This window comes from Streptomyces sp. NPDC048650 (genome assembly GCF_043199095.1).
GTDB lineage: Bacteria > Actinomycetota > Actinomycetes > Streptomycetales > Streptomycetaceae > Streptomyces.
Genome location: NZ_JBICVM010000001.1, coordinates 1,074,950 through 1,096,884, shown reverse-complemented (window position 1 = coordinate 1,096,884; position 21,935 = coordinate 1,074,950). Strand labels below are relative to the sequence as shown.

The following is a 21,935-nucleotide window of genomic DNA, read 5'->3' as shown; positions in this document are numbered from 1 at the left end:
ACCCCCAAGAGGAGTGCCGGGCCGCCGCGTTACGCGCGGAGCCTCAGCCCATGTGCGGGTAGCGGTAGTCCGTCGGCGGGACCAGCGTCTCCTTGATGGAGCGCGTGGAGGTCCAGCGCATCAGGTTCTGCTTGGCGCCCGCCTTGTCGTTGGTGCCGGAGGCACGGCCGCCGCCGAAGGGCTGCTGGCCGACCACGGCGCCGGTGGGCTTGTCGTTGATGTAGAAGTTGCCGGCCGCGAAGCGGAGCACCTCACAGGTGCGGGCCGCTTCGGCGCGGTCCTGGGCGATGACGCAGCCGGTCAGGCCGTAGGCCGAGGCGGACTCCATCTGCTCCAGCATGGCGTCGTAGTCGGCGTCGTCGTAGACGTGGACGCCCAGGATCGGGCCGAAGTACTCGTCCTTGAAGATCTCGTTCTCCGGGTCGGTGGAGACCAGGACCGTCGGGCGGACGAAGTAGCCCTCGCTGTCGTCGTACCTGCCGCCGGCCACGACCTCGACGGTCGGGTCGGCCTTGGCGCGGTCGATCGCCGCCTTGTTCTTGGCGAACGAGCGCTCGTCGATGACCGCGCCCATGAAGTTCGACAGGTCCGAGACGTCGCCCATGGTCAGGGACTCGACCTCGGCCGCGAACTCCTCCTTCAGACCGGCGTTCCACAGGGAGGCCGGAACGTAGGCGCGGGAGGCGGCGGAGCACTTCTGGCCCTGGAACTCGAAGGCACCGCGGGTCATGGCGGTCTTCAGCACGGCGCGGTCGGCCGAGGGGTGGGCGACGATGAAGTCCTTGCCGCCGGTCTCACCGACCAGCCGCGGGTACGTCTTGTAGTTCTCGATGTGGGTACCGACCGTCTTCCAGAGGTACTGGAAGGTCTTGGTCGAACCGGTGAAGTGGATGCCCGCCAGGTCCGGGTGGGTGAGGGCCACCTCGGAGACGTCCTTGCCGTCGCCGGTGACGAGGTTGATGACGCCCTTGGGCAGCCCGGCCTCCTCCAGCAGCTGCATCAGCAGCACGGCGGCGTAGGTCTGGGTCGGGGACGGCTTCCAGACGACCACGTTGCCCATGAGGGCGGGGGCGGTCGGCAGGTTGCCGGCGATCGCGGTGAAGTTGAAGGGCGTGATCGCGTAGACGAAGCCCTCGAGGGGGCGGTGGTCGGAGCGGTTCCACACACCCGGGGAGTTCGCCGGGGGCTGCTCGGCGAGGATCTGGCGCGCGAAGTGCACGTTGAAGCGCCAGAAGTCGATCAGCTCGCAGGGGGTGTCGATCTCGGCCTGCTGGGCGGTCTTGGACTGGCCGAGCATGGTGGCGGCGGCCAGCGTCTCGCGCCAGGGGCCGGCGAGCAGGTCCGCGGCCTTGAGGATGATCGCGGCGCGATCGTCGAAGGACAGCGCACGCCAGGCGGGGGCGGCGGCCAGCGCGGCGTCCACCGCGTCCTGGGCGTCCTTGACGGTGGCGGTGCCGAAGGTGCCGAGCCGCGCGGCGTGGTGGTGGGGCTGGACGACGTCGAAACGCTCGCCCGCGCCCATCCGCCGCTCGCCGCCGATGGTCATCGGCAGCTCGATCGGGTTGTCGGCCAGCTCCTTGAGCTTGGCCTCCAGGCGGCTGCGCTCGGCGCTGCCGGGGGCGTAGGTGTGAACCGGCTCGTTAACCGGCACGGGGACCTGGGTCACAGCGTCCATGGCGGCCGTGTCTCCTTCGCTGTAGTTCGCTGTAGCGACGTCGGTGTTCGTTCGGTGGTCGGCGGGTGGCCGGGCTTCCAGCATCCACCCGGACCCGCCACGGTGGGGCGATCAGCCCCGGGTGGCGAGCGACCTGAGGAAAAATCCCAGGTTCGCGGGGCGCTCGGCGAGGCGGCGCATGAAGTAGCCGTACCAGTCGGTGCCGTACGGGATGTAGACCCGCATCCGGTGACCCTCGGCCACCAGGCGCTGCTGCTCGGCCTCGCGGATGCCGTACAGCATCTGGAATTCGAAGTCGCCGGGCTTGCGGCCGTTGCGGTGCGCCAGCTCCTGGCCGATGGCGACCATCCGCGGGTCGTGGGACCCGATCATCGGGTAGCCCTGCCCCGCCATGAGGATCTTCAAGCAGCGTACGTAGGCCTTGTCGACCTCCCGCTTGTCCTGGAAGGCCACGGTCGCGGGCTCTTTGTACGCGCCCTTGACCAGCCGCACCCGGGAGCCTTCCCCGGCGAGCGCGTGGCAGTCGTCCTCGGTACGGAAGAGGTAGGACTGCACCACCGCGCCGGTCTGCGGGAAACGCGCACGCAGCTCGGCGAGGATGGCGAGGGTGGAGTCGACGGTGGTGTGGTCCTCCATGTCGAGGGTCACCGTCGTACCGGCCTCGGCGGCGGCCTCGACCACCGGCGTGACGTTCTTCAGCGCCAGCTCGTGGCCGCCGGGCAGCGCCTGACCGAACGCCGAGAGCTTGACCGACATCTCGGCCTTGACGCCGAGCCCCTGCTCCTTGAGCGCCGCCGTCAGCTGAAGGTAGGCGTCGCGGTTGCGCAGCGCCTCGGCCGGGTCGGTGATGTCCTCGCCGAGATGGTCGAGAGTGACCTCCAGGCCGCGCGCGGCCAGCGATCGGACCACCGCCATGGACTCGGCCAGCCGCTCACCAGCGACGAAGCGGTCCACCACAGGGCGGGTGACCGGAGCTGCCGCGACGACGCGGCGGATGCTGTCGCTGCGCGCGGCGGCGAGAAGCACGGGACCCAGCATGGGGCACCTCCACGGTTCAGGATGACAAATGCCGGGGCGGGCACCGTAGCGGCGGCGCAGCGGCAAGATGAGCCACCTGAAACTTAAGGATCTCGCCATCTTCCGGCCATCGACAGCTGTCACGCCTTCGTGGTCAGGATCTCAGACAGATGTATGAGAATGGTGCAGGGCACGATGTGGACACGAGAGGAGCCCGGCGGCGGATGCGAGGCGACTACCAGCAGCTCGTTGACGAGATCTCGGCGGCGCTCGGCGCGCCGGCGACGCTGGAGGACCGGGATTTCGGGCTGATCGCGTTCGGCGCGCACGAAGGCGACGACGACGAGGTCATGGACCCGGTGCGTACCCGGTCGATCCTGCAGCGCCGGTCGACTGCGGCGGTCCGGGCCTGGTTCGAGGCGTTCGGGATCGCGCGGGCCAGGACGGCGCTGCGCATTCCACCGGACCCGGCCGCCGGGGTCTTCCGCGGCCGGATCTGTCTGCCCGTACGCCACCGCGGCATCGTGCACGGCTACGTCTGGCTGCTGGACGACGGCCACCTGACCGACCTGGAGCTGGGCGGCCGCGGCACGCCCCCCGACCCGCGGATCGCGCAGGCGATGGAGACCGCCGCCCGGATCGGCGCCCTGCTGGCGGACGAGGCCAGCGCCGGATCCGAACTGGGCGACCTGCTGAGGGAGTTGCTGGCCACCGGACCCGGGGCGCGGGGCGCCGCCGAGACGGCGTTGCGCGACGCCCTGCGGGACACCCTGCGCTTCTCGCCGGGCTCACCGCTCACCATGGTCGCGGTACTGCCCTGGGACACGACGGGCGCCGACGCGGCGCCGCTGCCCAGCCTGCCGGGGCTGCTCGCGGCCTGTACGCTGCCCGCCGACCACGGCGCGCGGGGCACGGCCGAGGGCCCGGGGACGGCCGCGGACCCCGACCGCACCGGCCCCACGCCCCCCGCCCGCCCACACCGTGCGTCCCCCGCCCTGGCCGCGCTGGTACGCCTGCGCTCCCCCGGCTCCCTCGCCGCGGCGCATACGGTGGCCGAGCAGCTGCTGCGCTCCCCTCGCGTCGGCGCCGCACCGGCCGCCGCCCGGCCGCAGGGCGGCGCCGCGGGCCGTATCCCGCCGCCCCGGCCGGGCGCCGCCGGAATCGGCACCGGCACAACGGAGTTGACCGATCTGTCGGGCTCCTGGCAGCAGGCCCTGGACGCGGCCCGCGCGGCCCGCGCCGAGCCGCGGCTGGGCCCGGTCGCCCAGTGGGACACCATCGGCGCGTACCGCCTGCTGACCGCGCTGCCCGCCACCGGCCCGGACGCCGTCGCCGAACCGCTGCTGGCGCCCGCGCACCTCGAACTGGCCCGCACCGCCGAGGTGTTCCTCGACTGCGCGGGCCAGGCCGGCCGCACCGCCCAGGCCCTGGGCATCCACCGCCAGACGCTCTACTACCGCCTGGGCCGGGTGGAGAAGCTCACCGGCCTGGACCTGGCCGAGGGCTCGGACCGGCTGCTGCTGCACATGGCACTCAAGGCCGCGCGACTGTGAGCCCTGGCGGGCTCGTCACCCTCAGGTCGGGCGCGCGTCGCCGGCTCCGGCCCCAGGGCCTCGCCCGCCGTCACCCGCCGCAGCGCCTCCGCCGGATCGCGGCCGGACGGCATCGCCTCCGGCTGCACCAGGGACCGAACCGTGAGGCCGGTGAGCAGGGCCTGGTAGAAGGAGCCGACGACCCGGGCCGCCGCCGCGCCGACCTCGGTGTCCGGCACCCCTTCGAAGCGGGCGACGAGGCCCTCGCCCGCCCTCCGGCAGCACCTCGGCGATCACCTCGCGCAGCCCGGCGGCGCACGGCAGCAGCCCGAGCACCTCCACCTGCGCGGCGATGAACTCCCGTTCGCTGCCGATGCGTCGGAGGACCTGGCCCCAGGCGCCGGCGAAGCGTTCCAGCGGATCCGCCGACTCCGCGACGGCGGGCAGCTCGCCCACCCCGCGCCCCGTTCCCCGCTGGAGGCGATGACCGCCCGACATCAGGGCGTCCTGGGAACCGTGGTGGTATCCGATGGAGGCGAGGTCGGCGCCGGACGCGGCCACGATGTCGCGGGCGGTGGTGCGCGCCTTAGCCGGACGTACACCGCCCGTCGCACACGGGCGTACACCGCGGCGGCGGGCGTACCCCACCGGCGGCGGGCGGAGGCCGGACGGTGCGGCCCCGGCCTCCGCCGCTCCCCCGTCCGGCGCCCCGCTCCTCGGTCACCTCAGCCGGTCCGGCCCCTGGCCCTTCCTGTCACCCTTCAGGTTCCCCTTCGTCCCCAGACCGTCGTCGAAATCCAGCTCCTCCTTGCGCAGATCGGCGGTGATCTCCTTCTGCTCGGTCACCCGCTCGGTCTCCAACCGGACCCGCTCGACCGCCACGGTCTTCTTGCTGACCACCGGCTGCTGCTCGTGCAGGACGACCTCGACCTCGCCGTCACCGATCCGCGGAGCGGTCCGGCCCAGTGCGCGGTCCTCCTCGGTGATCCGCTCCCGGACCATCCGCACCTCTTCGTGCGTCACCGGGATCGTGCGGTGCTCCTCCGTGGTGACCACGTGTTTGCGCAGGTGGGCGCGGCCGGTCTCGTGCTCCTCGGTGGAGATCTGCATCCGTTCCTCGGAGAGGAGGATCTCCGGTGTCTGCCCCTTGAGGCCCGTGATGTCCTCGTCGTCGCGGCCGCGCGACATCGCCATCGCCCCGGCCCCGGCACCGGCTCCCGCGCCGGCACCCGCCATCGGCCGCTCGGTGGGCTCCGTGCGACCGCGCCCCGTGGTCTCCCCGATCGCCCCGGGAGCCGCGGCGGCCCGGGTACGGGTGGGATTGCCCGTGGGCGTCACGGCGGGGTCCGGGGACTTCGCGGACGGACCGCCCTGGGTGGTGCCGGCCGGGTTGGTTCCGGTCGGTCCGGCGGACATCACGGTGTCCGAGCGGGAGGTGGGGTTGTCCGGCCGGGTCAGTCCGTAGTGCCGGTAGAGGCGTGCCTCCTCGGAGGGATCGAGATGGCCTTCGGCGTCGATCCTCGGCGCTTCCTTGATCGTGTCCTTGGCGTGCGGAACATGCAGTTCGCCGCCCGCCCGCCGCGCCCCGGCAAGCGGCAGGAAGGTCTCCTTCATGCCGAACAGCCCGGTGCGCACCGTGATCCACTCGGGGGCGTTGGTGGCATCGTCGCGGTATACCTGCTGCACGGTGCCCACCTTGGAGCCCTGGATATCGACCACGGTCAGGCCGGTCAGATCCTGAGGGGTGTCACCCAGCGGTGCATTCATGGGGTTCTCTCCTTCCGCACGCGCCACCAGGGGCACGCGCAGTTCCCATTGCGCGCCCCGAAGCCCCCCGGAGCGACTCGGGACGGCCGCGGAACGCCTGGCCCGACGGCGCCAGGACGCCCCTGACGCCCCGCGCGCCGCCGGGGGCAAATGCACCAGGACTACGCCATTCGGGTGAACGCTGACGACACCACGAATGACGGGCGGCCCGTCCCTCCAATGGCCCCGCCCTTTCACACGATTGGGCCCGGGCCCCGCACATGCGGGGCCCGGGCCCAATGACCTGCGAAGACTCGTGGATCAGCCGAGGTTGACGGCACGCACCGAGGTTGCGCCGATCTCCTCCGCGATCTCGCTGAGCACAGCGGCCGGAATCGTGTCGTCGACGGTCAGCGCGACCAGCGCCTCGCCGCCGACATCGGCCCGCGAGACCTGCATGTTGCCGATGTTGATGCCCGCCTCGCCCAGGATCTTGCCGACGGTGCCCACGACACCGGGGCGGTCGCTGTAGCGCAGGAACGCCATGTGGTCGGCGAGCGCCAGGTCGATGGAGTGCTCCCCGACGGCGACGACCTTCTGGATGTTCTTGTGCCCGGCGAGCGTGCCGGAGATCGACACCTCGTCGCCGCCCGCGAGCGTGCCGCGCACCGTCACGACGTTGCGGTGCTCGGGCGACTCGCTGCTGGTCGTCAGCCGCACCTCGACGCCGCGCTCCTGCGCGAACAGCGGGGCGTTGACGTACGACACCGTCTCGTCCACGACGTCCTCGAACACACCCTTGAGCGCGGAGAGTTCGAGCACCTTCACGTCGTGCTGGGTGATCTCGCCGTACACCTCGACGTCGAGGCGCATGGCGACCTCGCCGGCCAGCGCGGTGAAGATCCGGCCCAGCCGCTCGGCCAGCGGCAGCCCCGGCTTGACGTCCTCGGCGATCACACCGCCCTGGACGTTGACCGCGTCCGGCACCAGCTCACCGGCGAGCGCCAGGCGCACCGACTTGGCGACCGAGATACCGGCCTTCTCCTGGGCCTCACCCGTCGAGGCGCCGAGGTGCGGGGTCGCGACGACCTGGTCGAACTCGAAGAGCGGCGAGTCCGTGCAGGGCTCGGTGGTGTAGACGTCCAGGCCCGCGCCGGCGACCCGGCCCTCCTTGAGCGCGCTGGCCAGCGCGGCCTCGTCGACGATTCCGCCGCGCGCGGCGTTGACGATCCGGACCGACGGCTTGACCTTGTGCAGCGCCTCGTCGCCGATCAGACCGACCGTCTCGGGCGTCTTGGGGAGGTGGACGGTGATGAAGTCCGCGACCTCCAGCAGCTCGTCGAGGGTGAGGAGCTTGACGCCCATCTGCGCGGCGCGGGCCGGCTGGACGTAGGGGTCGTAGGCGACGACCTTCATCCCGAAGGCCGACATCCGCTGGGCGACCAGGACACCGATGCGGCCGAGGCCGACGACGCCGAGGGTCTTCTCGCTCAGCTCGACGCCGGTGTACTTGCTGCGCTTCCACTCGCCGTTCTTCAGGGCGGTGTTGGCCTGCGGGATGTTGCGGGCCGTGGCGACCAGCAGACCGCAGGCGAGCTCGGCGGCGGTGACGATGTTGGAGGTCGGGGCGTTGACGACCATCACGCCGGCCTTGGTGGCGGCGGAGACGTCGACGTTGTCCAGGCCCACGCCCGCGCGGGCGACGACCTTCAGCTTCTTGGCGGCGGCGATGGCCTCGGCGTCGACCTTCGTCGCGCTGCGCACGAGGACGGCGTCGACGTCGGCGATCGCGGGCAGCAGCTCGGCGCGGTCAGCGCCGTTGCAGTGCCGGATCTCGAAGTCGGGCCCGAGGGCATCGACGGTGGCGGGCGACAGCTCTTCGGCGATCAGTACGACGGGTTTCGAGCTCACGTGGTCTTCAGTCCTCACTAGTCCTTCGCGGACGGCCGTCCCGACGGCCGAAGGCGGTGAAGGGGGAAAGCCGCGTGGAAGACGCACGACGTTGTGAGCCTGACGCGCTTGTTGGTTCGAGTGTAGTGGCGCGTGGGGACGCGGCCTGCGCCGAAGCGGAAGGATCACCCGTGCGGGGTTCTACGCGGTGGACAATGCGGCGGCGCGCTCTTCCCGAACGGGCCGCGGCGGGTACGGACGAGGGGGCCGCGAACTGCGCCGCGACCCCCTGTCCCGCGGACTCACGCCTCGTCGTCGACCCAGCTCATCAGCTTGCGCAGCTTCTTGCCGGTGGTCTCCAGCAGGTGGCCCTCGTCCGCCTTCTTGTACTCGTTGTACTTCGGCAGACCGGCGTTGTACTCCGCCATCCAGTTGTTGGCGAAGGTGCCGTCCTGGATCTCGCCGAGGACCTTCTTCATCTCGGCCTTGGTGGCGTCGGTGACGACGCGCGGGCCGGTGACGTAGTCGCCCCACTCGGCGGTCTCGGAGACCGACCAGCGCATCTTCTCCAGGCCGCCCTCGTACATCAGGTCCACGATCAGCTTGAGCTCGTGGAGGCACTCGAAGTACGCGATCTCGGGCTGGTAGCCCGCCTCGACCAGAGTCTCGAAACCGGCCTTGACCAGCGCCGAGGCGCCACCGCACAGGACGGCCTGCTCACCGAACAGGTCGGTCTCGGTCTCCTCGGTGAAGGTGGTCTTGATGACACCCGCACGGGTGCCGCCGATGGCCTTGGCGTACGAGAGCGCCAGGGCGAACGCGTTGCCGGAGGCGTCCTGCTCGACGGCGGCGATCGCCGGGACGCCGCGGCCCTCTTCGTACTGACGGCGCACCAGGTGGCCCGGGCCCTTGGGGGCGACCAGGGCGACGTCCACGCCGGCCGGGACCTTGATGAAGCCGAAGCGGACGTTGAAGCCGTGGGCGAAGAACAGCGCGTCGCCGTCCTTGAGGTGGTCCTTGACGGACTCCTCGTAGACCTTGGCCTGGATCGGGTCCGGGATGAGGATCATGATGACGTCGGCCTCTTCGGCCGCCTCGGCGGGCGTCACCACACGCAGGCCCTGCTCCTCGGCCTTGGCCTTGGACTTCGAGCCCTCGTGCAGACCGACCCGCACGTCGACGCCGGAGTCGCGCAGGGAGAGCGCGTGGGCGTGGCCCTGGCTTCCGTACCCGATGACCGCGACCTTGCGGTTCTGGATGATGGACAGGTCGGCATCGTCGTCGTAGAAAAGCTCGGCCACTTCGGGTATCTCCTTGGATCTAGCGGGGTGCCCACACAGTACGTCGGGCGGGGTGGGGAAGGTTGCGGGGTCTCGCCATACGGTCCTGGCGGACGACGCCGGACCGGGGGCGTCAGGCCGTACGGTCCAGTGCGCGCAGCGAGCGGTCCGTGATGGACCGGGCGCCACGGCCTATGGCGATGGTGCCGGACTGCACCAGTTCCTTGATGCCGAACGGCTCCAGCATCTTGAGCATCGCCTCCAGCTTGTCGCTGGATCCGGTGGCCTCGATCGTGACCGCGTCCGGGGAGACGTCCACCGTCTTGGCGCGGAAGAGCTGGACGATCTCGACGATCTGCGAGCGGGTCTCGTTGTCGGCGCGGACCTTGACCAGGACCAGCTCGCGCTGGATGGCCGCACCCGGCTCCAGCTCGACGATCTTCAGGACGTTGACGAGCTTGTTGAGCTGCTTGGTGACCTGCTCCAGCGGCAGCGACTCGACGCTGACCACGATGGTGATGCGGGAGATGTCGGGGTGCTCGGTGACACCGACCGCGAGGGAGTCGATGTTGAAGCCGCGGCGGGAGAACAGGGCGGCGATCCGGGCCAGGATGCCGGGGGTGTTCTCCACCAGGACGGAGAGCGTGTGCTTGGACATTCGTCTTCTCTCTTCTTCCGTGCGTCCGTGACGTCCTGGGTTCAGTCGTCTTCGTTGTCGCCGAAGTCGGGACGCACGCCCCGGGCGGCCATGACCTCGTCGTTGGAGGTGCCGGCGGCGACCATCGGCCACACCTGGGCGTCCTCGTGGACGATGAAGTCGATCACCACCGGGCGGTCGTTGATGGCATTGGCCTTGGCGATGACCGCGTCCAGCTCGGCCGGGTCCTCGCAGCGCATCGCGACACAGCCCATCGCTTCGGACAGCTTCACGAAGTCCGGGACCCGGGTGCCGGCGCTCGGCTGCTTGCCGTCCGCCTCCGGGCCGCTGTGCAGCACGGTGTTGGAGTAGCGCTGGTTGTAGAACAGGGTCTGCCACTGGCGGACCATGCCCAGCGCGCCGTTGTTGATGATCGCGACCTTGATCGGGATGTTGTTCAGCGCGCAGGTGACCAGCTCCTGATTGGTCATCTGGAAGCAGCCGTCGCCGTCGATCGCCCAGACCGCGCGGTCGGGCTGCCCGGCCTTGGCGCCCATCGCGGCGGGGACCGCGTAGCCCATCGTCCCGGCGCCACCGGAGTTCAGCCAGGTGGCGGGCCGCTCGTAGTTGATGAAGTGGGCGGCCCACATCTGGTGCTGGCCGACGCCCGCCGCGTAGATGGTGTCGTCGGGGGCCAGTTCGCCGATCCGCTGGATGACCTGCTGCGGGGAGAGACTGCCGTCCTCCGGCAGGTCGTAGCCCAGCGGGTAGGTCTCGCGCCAGCGGTTGAGGTCCTTCCACCAGGCGCTGTAGTCGCCCTTGTGGCCGGCGTCGTGCTCGGCCTGGACGGCGACGACGAGGTCGGCGATGACCTCGCGGGCGTCGCCGACGATCGGCACGTCCGCGACACGGTTCTTGCCGATCTCCGCCGGGTCGATGTCGGCGTGCACGACCTTGGCGTACGGCGCGAAGGAGTCCAGCTTGCCGGTGACGCGGTCGTCGAAACGGGCGCCGAGGGTGATCAGCAGGTCGGACTTCTGCAACGCGGTGACCGCGGTGACGGCGCCGTGCATGCCCGGCATGCCGACGTGCTGCGGGTGGCTGTCGGGGAAGGAACCGAGCGCCATCAGGGTGGTGGTGACCGGCGCTCCGGTCAGCTCGGCGAGCACCTTGAGCTCGGCGGTGGCGCCGGCCTTGAGCACGCCGCCGCCGACGTAGAGGACCGGGCGCTTGGACTCGACGATCAGCCGGGCGGCCTCGCGGATCTGCTTGGCGTGCGGCTTGGTCACCGGGCGGTAGCCGGGCAGCTCCGTGTGCGGCGGCCAGCTGAAGACGGTCCGTGCCTGGAGGGCGTCCTTGGCGATGTCGACCAGGACCGGGCCGGGGCGGCCGGTGGAGGCGATGTGGAACGCCTCGGCGATCGTCCGGGGGATCTCGGCCGGGTCGGTGACCAGGAAGTTGTGCTTGGTGATCGGCATCGTGATGCCGCAGATGTCCGCCTCCTGGAAGGCGTCCGTGCCGATCGCCTTGGAGGCGACCTGACCGGTGATCGCGACCAGCGGGACGGAGTCCATGTGGGCGTCGGCGATCGGGGTGACGAGGTTGGTGGCACCCGGCCCCGAGGTGGCCATGCACACGCCGACCTTGCCGGTGGCCTGCGCGTATCCCGTGGCGGCGTGACCGGCGCCCTGCTCGTGACGGACCAGGACGTGGCGGACCTTCGAGGAGTCCATCATCGGGTCGTACGCGGGAAGGATCGCACCGCCGGGGATACCGAACACGGTGTCGGCCCCGACCTCCTCCAGCGAACGAATCAGGGACTGCGCGCCCGTGACGTGCTCGACGGCGGCGGGCTGCTGCGGTCCGCCGGCGTTACGGGCCCGCGGCTGCGGATGGTGGGCCCCGGAGGCCTGCTCGGTCATCTGCGTCTCTTCTCGAAGCTGAGGGTTTTGACGGGATTTGTGAGTAGCTGTGCAACAAAAAACCCCCCGTGCCTAATGGCAAGCGAGGGGAGCGCGTCGGAGCGGTTCGCTGGGCATCGTCAGGGGCCCAAGCTTTCAGCCGACGCGCTTTCCAAGTACGAGAATTCGGGTGCGCATGGCACTGACCCTCCCCCCGCCGTGCACCGAGTGTCAAGTGGGTGGGACGGAGGTCTCACTATTTGAGCGCAATGGCGGATGCGCGAGCGAATCCGGACCCGTCGCACCGCCCCGACGGGCGGGCACTCCGCTGCCGCTGAGCACCACCGCACGGCCCTCCGCCGTGAGGTCGGGCACCGGGTAGCTGCCGCGCTCCAGGGCGCGCCGCAGCCGGTGTTCGTCCAGCGGGCCGGCGAAGGCCAGGCCCTGACCGTGAGTGCACCCCATGGCGTGCAGTGCCAGGACCTGTTCGGGCAGATCGACGCCGTCGGCGACGGACTGCATGCCCAGATCGGCGGCGATCCGCAGCAGCCCGGCGGTGATCTTGTGCAGGCGGGGCGACTCCACCACGCCGTCGACCAGGCCGCGGTCGAGGCGCAGGACGTCGATCGGGAGCCGGCGCAGCGCGCTCATCGCGGCGTATCCGCTGCCGAATCCGTCCAGGGCGATCCGTACGCCCACCCGGCGCAGCGCTACCAGGCGGCGCTCCAGCTCGTCCAGCGGGACGCGGGGGTCACTTTCGGCCACTTCCACGACGAGTGCGCCCGCGGGCAGGTCGTGCCGGGTCAGCAGCGCCTCGACGGCCTGGGGGGACAGCCCGTTGCGGTCGCCGGCCAGCAGGCGGCGGGCGGTCAGCCGAATGGCGACCGGCACCGTGTGCCCCGCGCACTGCCGGGCCGCGGCCTGCTCGACGGCCGCCGCCAGCTGCCAGCGGCTCAGCTCGGCGGCGCGCTCGCCGTCCTCCATCCGGCGGCCGCGGTCGCCGACGCGGAGGAACTCGGCGGGGGTGAACAGAATGCCCTCGGCGGAGCGCCAGCGGGCGTGCGCGGCCACCGCGGTGACCTTGCCGCTGGACAGCTCCACCACCGGCTGGTGCAGCAGCGCGAACTCGCCGTCGTGCAGCGCGGTGCGCAGCTTGCTGGCGAGTTCGGCGCGCTGCACCACCTCGGCCTGCATCTGCGGGGCGTACATCTCCACCCGGCCCTTGCCGGCCTGCTTGGCGCGGTACATCGCCATGTCGGCGTTGCGCAGCAGCGCGGACGGGGAGACGCCCGGGTCGGCGAAGGCGACGCCGATGCTGGCCGCGACGCGGACGTCCCGGCCGTCGATGCGGTACGGCTCGGAGAGTGTGATCCGCAGCCGGTCGGCGATCTCATGGACGCGGAACTCCCGGGCGGCGTGGTCGGTGGTGCCGTCGCCGGTGATCAGCGCGGCGAACTCGTCGCCGCCGAGCCGCGCCGCTATGTCCCCCGAGCGCACCGAGTCGCCGAGCCGGCGGGCGGCCTGCACCAGGAGTTCGTCGCCCGCCTGGTGCCCGATAGTGTCGTTGACCTGCTTGAAGCCGTCGAGGTCGATGTAGAGCACGGCGGTGTCGTGGTCGCTGGCGCGGCGGCCGGTGACGGCCTTGCTGACCCGCTCGGTGAACAGCGCGCGGTTGGGCAGGTCGGTGAGCGCGTCGTGCGAGGCGTTGTGCTGGAGCTGGGCCTGGAGGCGGACCCGTTCGGTGACGTCCCGCGAGTTGAAGATCAGGCCGCCGTGATGGCGGTTGACCGTGGACTCGACGTTCAGCCAGCCGTCGCCGCCGGAGCGCCGCTCGCCGGCCCGGAAGCGGCACTCGATGCGGGTGGTCGGTTCCTTGTCGGGAGAGGCCGCGAGGAACCTGCGCACCTCGTGCACCACCCGCCCCAGGTCCTCGGGATGGATCAGCGAGGCCAGCTCGGAGCCGACCAGCTCCTCCGCGTCGCGGCCGTAGACGCCCGCCGCCGCAGGGCTGACATAACGCAGCACACCGGTCGGTGCGGCGATCATGATGACGTCGCTGGAGCCCTGCACCAGGGAGCGGAAGTGGTTCTCCTTCTGGGCGAGTTCCTGGGTGAGCGTGATGTTGTCGAGCAGCATGATGCCCTGACGGACGACCAGTGCCAGCACGACCGTGCAGCCGGTGAAGAGCACCACACGGTCGAGCCGCCGGCCGTCCAGGACGTTGGTGAGGATGCCCAGCGTGCAGACGGCGGCGGCGAGATACGGGGTCAGCGCGGCGAGCGAGCCTGCGATGGGGCGGCTGCCGGGCGGCTGGACGCGGCGCGCTGCGCGCTGGAGGTCGTCGGCGGTGCGCTGGGGGCCTTCGTCGGCCCCGGCCGTGCGGCGGGCGACCCACGGCGCGTACGCGAGGAGTATCGAGCCGGCGAACCAGCCGGCGTCCAGGATCTGGCCGGAGCGGTAGTGGTCACGCAGCATCGGCGAGCTGAAGAGGGCGTCGCACAGGACCGTCAGCGCCAGAGCCGCGATGGCGGTGTTGATCGCCGAGCGGTGCACCGACGAGCGCCGGAAGTGCAGTGCGAGCACCATGCTCACCAACACGATGTCCAGCAGCGGATAGGCCAGCGACAGCGCGCCCCGGGCGACGCTGGCGAAGTGGGTGGTGTGGGCGAGCGCGAGGCTCCAGGAGAGGGTGAGCAGCGAGCCGGCGATCAGCCAGGAGTCCAGTCCGAGGCAGACCCAACCGGCCCTGGTGACCGGCCGCTTGGCGAGCACCAGCAGGCCGACGATGGCCGGCGGCGCGAACAGCAGGAAGCAGAAGTCGGCGAGGGACGGGCTGGGCACCGGGGCCCGCAGTACGACTTCGTACCAGCCCCATACGCCGTTGCCGAGGCCGGCCATCCCGGAGGAGGCGGCGAAGAGAATCCACGCCGGCCGGAAGCGGCTGTGGTGCCGGCGGGCGTACAGTCCGCAGGAGACGGCCGCCACCAGGGCGGCGATGCTGAGGCCGAAGTCCCCCATGAACAGCGAGACTTCGCGCGACCCCCAGCCGAGCGCGGCGCCGACGGCATAGCCGCCGCAGACGACCGCCAGGGCGATCTGCGGCACCACGCTCGGCGGACCGCCGGCGGGGACCGGCGGTCGGGCGAGCACCGCCCCCGGGGCGCTCACCGCACTCTCCCGCTCGCCCGTGCGCGACCACATCGCGATCGGTGCACCTGGGGGTCCAGCACTATTCCCTCTGGCGCTCGTGGACCGTGCGTCTCGCGATTCGCCCATCGGCTGTACATCGCCCGTCGCCCCCCTCGAGTTCCGGATCCTTCGCACCGCGCCGCACACATCCCCGGCGCCGTCCCCAATCCGGACGATACACCAGTCGGTCACTCAGGGACATAGGGTCTCTACGCAGCGTGACTATCTGTGAATTGTGAACACTCCATGCAGTCGTACGGCCTCGTACAGCTACCCGCAACCCTCTCCGCCGGCGGTGGCCACGACGTTCCGCAGCGGCTCCCCGGCCGCGAAAAGCGTCAACTGGTCGCGCAGGAGCCGCTTCGCACGGGGCAGGAAGGCAGAGCTGGGGCCACCGACGTGTGGAGTGATGAGCACGCCGGGAGCGTGCCACAGCGGATGCCCGGCGGGCAGCGGTTCGGGATCGGTGACATCAAGTGCCGCGCGCAGCCGTCCGGACGCCGATTCGGCGAGCAGCGCCGCGGTGTCGACGATCGCGCCGCGGGCGACGTTCACCAGGAGTGCGCCGTCCTTCATCCGGGCCAGGAAATCGCGTCCCACCAGGCCACGGGTCTCTTCGGTGAGCGGCGTGGCCAGGATGACGACGTCCGCGTCGGGCAGGAGGGCGGACAGTTCGGAGAGTGGGTGCACGGGACCGCGCACGGTGTCACGAGCGGTGCGTGCGAGGCGCGTCACCCGCGCGCACTCGAAAGGAGTGAGCCGGTCTTCGATGGCACTGCCGATCGAACCATAGCCCACAATGAGGACGGACCTGTCGGCCAGCGCCGGCTGGAAACCCGCCCGCCACTCCTCGGCGTCCTGGCCGCGGACGAACCCGGGGATGTCGCGCAGTGCCGCCAGCGTCAGGGTGAGCGCGAGCTCGGCCGTACTGGCGTCGTGCAGCCCCCGGGCGTTGCACAGTTCGACGCCGGACGGCATCGAGGACAGCCCGGGCAGCATGTGCTCGATTCCCGCGGTCAGTGTCTGCACGGCCTCGACCCGGCGCATCAGCGGCAGCGGGCGCAGGCAGACCTCGGCGCCCTTCATGTAGGGGACGGCATAGAAGACGCACTCGGCCGGGTCGGCGGGCCAGTTGGGCCCCGCGTCCCAGTGGCGGTAGCGGAAGCCCTCGGGGAGGCCGTCGATCTCGTCGGGCGGGATGGGGAGCCAGACGTCCCTCGCGCCGGTGCGCCGGTGTGCTGATGCCATGGTCAGAGGCTATGCGAAGAGGCGTTTGGTTCAGACGTTAGTTTGGTCGAGGCCCTTGATCGGGGGGCGAGGGGACGGAGGCACGACCAGGTGGAGCGCAGGACAATCGGTGCGGCGGCCCTCGAAGTGGGTGCTATCGGACTGGGCTGTATGCCGATGAGCTGGGGGTACACCGCGTCGCAGCGCAGCGGGGAGGGTTCGCTGCGCGCCGTGCACGCCGCGCTCGACCGGGGCTGCAGCCTGCTGGACACCGCCGACATGTACGGCCCCTTCACCAACGAGCTGCTGGTCGGCCGGGCGCTCCGCCAGCGGCGCCAGGACGCCTTCGTCTCGACCAAGTGCGGCCTGCTGGTCGGCGAGCAGCACATCGTCGCCAACGGGCGCCCCGGCTACGTCAAACGCGCCTGTGACGCGTCGCTGCGCCGCCTGGGTACCGACCGGATCGATCTCTACCAGCTCCACCGGGCCGACCCGGAGGTGCCCATAGAGGAGACCTGGGGCGCGATGGCGGAGCTGGTGGCGATGGGGAAGGTGCGGTCCCTGGGCCTGTGTGCGGTGGGCGCGCGGGCGGTACGGCCGCCCCGTGCGAGCCGAATCGCCCACCGGGGCGGCGCCGGGCGTCGGGCGGCGTCACGGATGCATGACGGCACGCTGCGCCAGCTGGAGCGCATCCAGCAGGTGTTCCCGGTCAGCAGCGTGCAGGCGGAGCTTTCGGTGTGGTCGCCGGAGGCGCTGGAGGAACTGCTGCCGTGGTGCGAGTCCCGGGGCGTGGGCTTCCTGGCGGCGATGCCACTGGGCAACGGCTATCTGACCGGCACCCTCACTCCGGGCCAGGGCTTCGAACCGGAGGACGCACGGGCCCGCCACCCCCGCTTCACCGCCGAGATGATGGCGGCCAACCAGCCGGTGGTGGCGGGGCTGCGGCGGATCGGCGCCCGCTACGGCGCGACGCCCGGGCAGGTGGCGCTGGCCTGGGTGCTGGCCCAGGGCCGCCATGTGGTCCCCGTACCGGGCACCAAGAAGGAACGCTGGGCGGCCCAGAACGCCCATGCGGCGGAGCTGGTGCTGAGTGGGGAGGACCTGGCGGAGATCGCGGGACTGCCGCCCGCCCGCGGGTCCTGGTACTGAGGGGCGCGCCGCCCGGAGTCCCACCCGCCGCGGTGTGGTCTGCTTGTCCCGCCCGCCGACGAGAGGACTCCTGCCGTGCAACGCCGTTCCCAGACCGCCCTGTTGGCCGTCGCCTCGCTGCTTCTGGCGGCGGGGTGCTCCTCCGGTGGCGCGCCGGCCGGGGGCGGCGGAGGTTCCACCGCCACCTCCAAGGGCAAGGGCTCCGGCGCGCCCGCGTCGCCGCGCGCGACGCCGTCGGCCACCGCCCCGCCCGCCAAGGGGTCGGCGAAGGTGGTCGCCACCTTGACCACGGGGCTGAAGTCGCCCTGGGGCGTGGCGGTGCTGCCGGGCGGCGATCTGCTCGTCGCCTCCCGCGACACCGGGAAGATCGTCCGGGTGGCGGCGGACGACGGGAAGACCACGGAACTGGGCTCGGTGGCGGGGGTGGACCCCGGCGGTGAGGGCGGGCTGCTGGGGATCGCGGTGTCCCCGACGTTCGGGGCGGACCACGAGGTGTACGCGTATTTCACCACCGCGTCCGACAACCGCATCGCGCGGCTGATCTACGACGAGAAGCGCCCCGAGGGCGATCAGCTCGGCGCGCCCGACACGATCCTGCGGGGCATCCCCAAGGGCCGGATCCACAACGGCGGCCGGATCGCCTTCGGCCCGGACAAGATGCTCTACGCCGGCACCGGCGAGACCGGTGACACCGGGCTGGCCCAGGACAAGGACTCGCTCGGCGGCAAGATCCTGCGGATGACGCCGGACGGCGAACCGGTGCACGGCAACCCCCGGGCGGATTCGGTGGTCTACGACTACGGCCACCGCAATGTGCAGGGCCTCGCCTGGGACGACGACAAGCGGCTGTGGGCCTCGGAGTTCGGGCAGGACACCTGGGACGAGCTCAACCTCGTCGAGCCGGGCCGGAACTACGGCTGGCCGGAGGTGGAGGGCAAGGCCAAGGGGGGCGAGGGCCGCGCCGGATTCGTGGACCCGGTCGAGGCGTGGCGGACCGCGGACGCCTCGCCCAGCGGCATCGCGTACGCCAAGGGCTCGGTGTGGATGGCGTCGCTGCGCGGCGAGCGGCTGTGGCGGATCCCGCTGAACGGCACCCGGCCGGTGGCGGCGCCGCAGCCCTACCTGACGGAGAAGTACGGGCGACTGCGGACCGTCGTCGCGGCGGGCGACGGATCGTTGTGGCTGGTCACCAGCAACACCGACGGGCGGGGGCGGCCCCGTAAGGGCGATGACCGGATTCTCCGTCTGAAGGTGAGCTGATCCCCGTCCGGGCGAACTGAACCCTTTTTCGACTGCCCTGCCTACACTCGGGAACCGGGGGACGGGGCTTTCCGAGAGGGGGCACGTTGTTCAACGTCGCCGAGGAACTGTTCGCGCCCGGCCGCAAGCACACCGACGAGGAGCGGCAGAGGATGTCGCTCGTCGTCGACGACGTCGGGGACGGCGATCCCGGGCAGGGCCCGATAGACCTGTCGTCCGGGACCGTCGTCGTCCGGCCGCGTCCGCGGCCGGCGCCGGACGCCGCGGACTGAACCGGACGCCGCGGGCCGATCCGGGCCCCGGTGGGCGCCGCCCGCCGGGGCCCCGCGGCGTCAGCGGGTCGTCGGTTCCCCGAAGAGCCGCAGCCGGTGGGCCACCGCTCCCGCCTCGCCGCGGCCGGAGACGCCGAGTTTGGCGAGGATGTTGGAGACATGGACGCTGGCGGTCTTTGGTGAGATGAACAGCGTGTCGGCTATCTGGCGGTTGCTGCGGCCGTCGGCGACCAGGCGCAGGACGTCGCGTTCGCGCGGGGTCAGGCCGAGGGAGTCGGCGGGGGCGGCGCCTGCCGGTGCGGAGGGCGCCGCGCTCGGGGCCGGGGCGGCGGCCTCGGTCGGGCCGGGCAGGGGGATGCGGGCGCGCTGGGCGAGGAGTTCCACCTCGCCGGACAGGGGCCGGGCACCCATCGCGGCGGCCGCGGTGTGGGCCTGGGCGAGGAGGAGCACGGCGGCCTCGCGCGGGGTGCGGCCCGCCAGCCCGGCGGTGGCCCGTTCGGCGCCGTGCAGCAGCGATTCGGCCCAGCGGTAGCACGCCCAGGCCAGCTCGTGCGGGCGCTCCAGGGGCTCGAAGGCGCCGACCGTCGCGGCCCAGGCGTCCGGCGCCTCGCGGCCCTCGGCGCGGCGCAGTTCGGCCTCGACCGCGAGACCGAAGGCGTCCCAGACCGGGGTGAGGCGGGGCAGCTTCTTGGCGGCGTCCCGGATGCGGGCGAGCACCGCGGGCCGGCCGGGCTCGGCGGCGGGCAGTCCGCGGGCGTCCGACTCGGCGACCGAGGCGGACCAGAGCAGCGGCCAGGCGTAGCGCTGGGTGCCGGGCGGGAAGCCGGCGTCCAGGGTCTGCTGGAGGATGCCCCGGGCGTCGAGGAGCCGGCCCTGGGCGGTGGCGATGCGCAGGGCGTGCCGCGCCATGGGGATGGCGTGCTGGGGCTGGGGGTCGTGGGTGCCGTAGTTCTCCCGGGCGACGGTCAGTTCGCGCTCGGCGTCGGCGAGTTCGCCCCGGTCCAGGGCGAGGTGGGTGAGCCGGCTGACGGCCAGGGCCGTGGAGCGGGGGCTCTGGGACAGCCGGCGGGCCTCGGCGGCGGCCCCTGCGGCCTCCTCCCAGCGGCCCAGCGACTGCAACGATTCGGCGCGGTTGCCGGCCACCCAGCTGGTGGTGTCCTTCAGGCCGTAGCGGGTGGTCAGTTCGACGCCCCGGTCGGTGACCTCGACGGCCTCTCGGGAGCGGCCGACGCCTTCCAGGGCGGAGGGGAGGTTGATGTGTCCGCGGCCGATGACGGCGAAGTAGCCGCGCTCCACGGCCACTTCGAGGGCCTGGCGGAAGTCGGCGAGGCCGTCGTCGATCTCGCCGCCGTCGATCCGCAGCCCCGCCAGCGTCAGCCGGGAATTGAGCTCGGCCTCCTCGTCGCCGACGAGCATGGCCAGTTCCACCGCCCGTTCGGCGGTGGCGAAGGTGCCCGGGCCCGGTTCGTGCAGCACCGCCCAGCTGGCCACCCCGGCCATGACGGCGGCGTGCACGGAGGACGGCGGCAGGCCGCGCATCAGGTCCTGCGCCTTGCCCAGGTCCGCCCAGCCGTCGCCGCGGCCGGTGCCCTGGCACAGCCGGGAGCGCTGCACCAGGAACCACGCCTCGCGCAGGGGGTCGTTCTGGTCGCGCAGCGAGCGCAGGGCCCGCTTGGTGATGGTGAAGGCGCGCTCGCCGTCGCCGGACAGCCGGGCGGCCACCGCGATCTCGGCGAGCAGGTCGAGGAAGCGCAGTGCGTCGTCGTCGCAGCCGCAGGCGGGGTACGCCTCGGCGTAGTCGACCGGGCGCACTCCCTGGCGGACCTCCATGGGCGCGTCGTCCCACAGTTCCAGGGCGCGGTCCAGGAGCCGCAGCTGTTCGGCGTACGCGTGACGGCGGCGGGCCTGGACGGAGGCGGCGAGGACGGCGGGCAGCGCCTTGGCGGCGTCGTGGGCCTTGTACCAGTAGCTGGCCAGGCGGGCGGCGCAGGCGTCGGCGCGCACCAGGGAGGGGTTGGCCTCCAGGGCCTGGGCGTAGCGGCGGTTGAGGCGGGTCCGCTCGCCGGGGAGCAGATCGTCGACGACGGCCTCGCGGACCAGGGCGTGCCGGAAGCGGTAGCCCGTGCCGTCCTGGGTGGGGACGAGGGTGTTGCTGCCGACGGCGGCCCGCAGCGCCTCGATGAGGCCGTCCTCGGACATCTCGCTGACGGCGGCGAGGAGTTCGTGTTCGACCGTGGAGCCGCCCTCGGAGGCGATGCGCACGACTCGCTGGGCGTCCTCGGGCAGCGCCTCGACGCGCACCAGCAGCAGGTCGCGCAGCGGATCGCTGAGGCCGTGCAGACAGCCGTCGACGAGGCTGCGGGCGAGCTCCTCGACGAAGAAGGCGTTGCCCTCGGAGCGCTTGAAGACGTGGTCGACGGTGGCTTCTTCGGGCTCGGTGCCGTGGATTCCGGCGAGCTGGGAGCGGACCTCGGCGCGGTTGAAGCGGGCCAGCTCGACCCGGCGGACCGTCCGCATCCGGTCGATCTCGGCGAGGAAGGGGCGCAGCGGGTGGCGGCGGTGGATGTCGTCGGAGCGGTAGGTGGCCACCAGGAGGACGTCGGCGTCGTGCAGCGCCCGCAGGAGGTAGGCCAGGAGTTCGCGGGTGGAGCGGTCGGCCCAGTGCAGGTCCTCGATGACGATGACCAGGCTGCGCTGTGCGGCGAGGCGCTCCAGGAGGCGGGCGGTGAGCTCGAAGAGGCGGGCCCGGCCGATCTCCTCGTCGTGCGTCTCGCCCGCGGTCTCGCCCAGTTCGGGCAGGATGCGGGCGAGTTCCCCCTCCTGGCCGGCGACGGCGGCGGCCAGTTCGTCGGGCAGATGCGCGTTGAGGGTGTGCAGGATCGCGGAGAACGGTGCGTACGGCAGGCCCTCGGAGCCGATCTCGATGCAGCCGCCCAGGGCGACGAGGGCGCCCTGGGCGCGGGCGGAGTCGGTGAACTCCTCGATCAGGCGGGTCTTGCCGACGCCCGCCTCGCCACCGATGAGCACCGCCTGGGGGGCACCGGACGCCGCGAGTCGGGCGAGGGCCTCGCGGAGCGCGGCGAGTTCGGCCGTACGGCCGACGAACACGGGACTGACGGACCTGGTCTCCACGCTGCTGAGCATCGCACAGGGGCCGGGC

At 72.0% G+C, this 21,935-nt stretch carries 14 protein-coding genes; 4 read left to right on the top strand and 10 right to left on the bottom strand.

The annotated features are described in order from the left end of the window. Positions 1-43 precede the first annotated feature (43 nt). Entirely contained in the window at positions 44-1,675 is a 1,632-nt protein-coding gene (pruA, locus tag ACGFML_RS05000; protein WP_393540041.1) for an L-glutamate gamma-semialdehyde dehydrogenase, read from the bottom strand. Positions 1,676-1,786: 111 nt separating this feature from the next. Continuing rightward, positions 1,787-2,713 carry a proline dehydrogenase family protein gene (locus ACGFML_RS04995; protein WP_393540039.1) on the bottom strand — a complete coding sequence of 309 codons (927 nt, stop codon included), beginning with the start codon at positions 2,711-2,713 and terminating at the stop codon, positions 1,787-1,789. Between the two features lie 203 nt (positions 2,714-2,916). Between ACGFML_RS04995 and ACGFML_RS04990 the strand changes: the two genes are divergently transcribed. Next, complete coding sequence (locus tag ACGFML_RS04990) at positions 2,917-4,245, top strand: PucR family transcriptional regulator (RefSeq protein WP_393540037.1); 1,329 nt, start codon at positions 2,917-2,919, stop codon at positions 4,243-4,245. Between the two features lie 699 nt (positions 4,246-4,944). On the opposite strand, the gene ACGFML_RS04985 is transcribed toward ACGFML_RS04990, so the two are convergent. From ACGFML_RS04985 to ACGFML_RS04955, 7 genes are all read right to left on the bottom strand, one after another. Continuing rightward, positions 4,945-5,991 carry a PRC and DUF2382 domain-containing protein gene (locus tag ACGFML_RS04985; RefSeq protein ID WP_393540035.1) on the bottom strand — a complete coding sequence of 349 codons (1,047 nt, stop codon included), beginning with the start codon at positions 5,989-5,991 and terminating at the stop codon, positions 4,945-4,947. A 300-nt stretch (positions 5,992-6,291) separates the two neighbouring features. Continuing rightward, complete coding sequence (gene serA / locus ACGFML_RS04980) at positions 6,292-7,881, bottom strand: phosphoglycerate dehydrogenase (RefSeq protein WP_393540033.1); 1,590 nt, start codon at positions 7,879-7,881, stop codon at positions 6,292-6,294. Between the two features lie 281 nt (positions 7,882-8,162). After that, complete coding sequence (gene ilvC / locus ACGFML_RS04975) at positions 8,163-9,161, bottom strand: ketol-acid reductoisomerase (RefSeq protein ID WP_393540031.1); 999 nt, start codon at positions 9,159-9,161, stop codon at positions 8,163-8,165. A 112-nt stretch (positions 9,162-9,273) separates the two neighbouring features. Further along, a complete protein-coding gene (ilvN, locus tag ACGFML_RS04970; protein WP_393540028.1) occupies positions 9,274-9,798 on the bottom strand; it encodes an acetolactate synthase small subunit in 525 nt (174 codons plus the stop codon). A 41-nt stretch (positions 9,799-9,839) separates the two neighbouring features. Further along, the gene (locus tag ACGFML_RS04965) at positions 9,840-11,699 is read right to left on the bottom strand and encodes an acetolactate synthase large subunit (protein WP_393540026.1); all 1,860 of its coding nucleotides are present in this window, start codon (positions 11,697-11,699) and stop codon (positions 9,840-9,842) included. A 210-nt stretch (positions 11,700-11,909) separates the two neighbouring features. Next, the gene (locus ACGFML_RS04960) at positions 11,910-14,846 is read right to left on the bottom strand and encodes a putative bifunctional diguanylate cyclase/phosphodiesterase (protein WP_393540024.1); all 2,937 of its coding nucleotides are present in this window, start codon (positions 14,844-14,846) and stop codon (positions 11,910-11,912) included. A 291-nt stretch (positions 14,847-15,137) separates the two neighbouring features. Further along, positions 15,138-16,115: a 2-hydroxyacid dehydrogenase gene (locus tag ACGFML_RS04955; RefSeq protein WP_393540023.1), complete on the bottom strand. Its 978-nt coding sequence runs from the start codon at positions 16,113-16,115 to the stop codon at positions 15,138-15,140. Between the two features lie 90 nt (positions 16,116-16,205). On the opposite strand from ACGFML_RS04955, the gene ACGFML_RS04950 reads away from it, so the two are divergent. The 3 genes from ACGFML_RS04950 (at position 16,206) to ACGFML_RS04940 (ending at position 18,775) form a co-directional block, all read left to right on the top strand. Next, entirely contained in the window at positions 16,206-17,243 is a 1,038-nt protein-coding gene (locus ACGFML_RS04950) for an aldo/keto reductase (protein ID WP_393540021.1), read from the top strand. Positions 17,244-17,318: 75 nt separating this feature from the next. Further along, on the top strand, positions 17,319-18,503 hold the full coding sequence (locus tag ACGFML_RS04945) for a PQQ-dependent sugar dehydrogenase (protein ID WP_393540019.1): 1,185 nt from the start codon (positions 17,319-17,321) through the stop codon (positions 18,501-18,503). 86 nt (positions 18,504-18,589) lie between these two features. After that, positions 18,590-18,775 carry a DUF6191 domain-containing protein gene (locus tag ACGFML_RS04940; RefSeq protein ID WP_393540018.1) on the top strand — a complete coding sequence of 62 codons (186 nt, stop codon included), beginning with the start codon at positions 18,590-18,592 and terminating at the stop codon, positions 18,773-18,775. Between the two features lie 60 nt (positions 18,776-18,835). Here ACGFML_RS04940 and ACGFML_RS04935 read toward each other — a convergent pair whose 3' ends face one another. After that, entirely contained in the window at positions 18,836-21,919 is a 3,084-nt protein-coding gene (locus ACGFML_RS04935; protein ID WP_393540423.1) for an AAA family ATPase, read from the bottom strand. Between the last annotated feature and the right edge of the window lie 16 nt (positions 21,920-21,935).

Excerpts from the sequence above, each read along its gene's own strand:
- ACGFML_RS04955 (WP_393540023.1), bottom strand. The coding sequence starts at position 16,115 with ATGGCATCAGCACACCGGCGCACCGGCGCGAGGGACGTCTGGCTCCCC.
- ACGFML_RS04995 (WP_393540039.1), bottom strand. The coding sequence starts at position 2,713 with ATGCTGGGTCCCGTGCTTCTCGCCGCCGCGCGCAGCGACAGCATCCGC.
- pruA (WP_393540041.1), bottom strand. The coding sequence starts at position 1,675 with ATGGACGCTGTGACCCAGGTCCCCGTGCCGGTTAACGAGCCGGTTCAC.
- ACGFML_RS04935 (WP_393540423.1), bottom strand. The coding sequence starts at position 21,919 with ATGCTCAGCAGCGTGGAGACCAGGTCCGTCAGTCCCGTGTTCGTCGGC.
- ACGFML_RS04965 (WP_393540026.1), bottom strand. The coding sequence starts at position 11,699 with ATGACCGAGCAGGCCTCCGGGGCCCACCATCCGCAGCCGCGGGCCCGT.
- ACGFML_RS04990 (WP_393540037.1), top strand. The coding sequence starts at position 2,917 with ATGCGAGGCGACTACCAGCAGCTCGTTGACGAGATCTCGGCGGCGCTC.
- ACGFML_RS04985 (WP_393540035.1), bottom strand. The coding sequence starts at position 5,991 with ATGAATGCACCGCTGGGTGACACCCCTCAGGATCTGACCGGCCTGACC.
- ilvN (WP_393540028.1), bottom strand. The coding sequence starts at position 9,798 with ATGTCCAAGCACACGCTCTCCGTCCTGGTGGAGAACACCCCCGGCATC.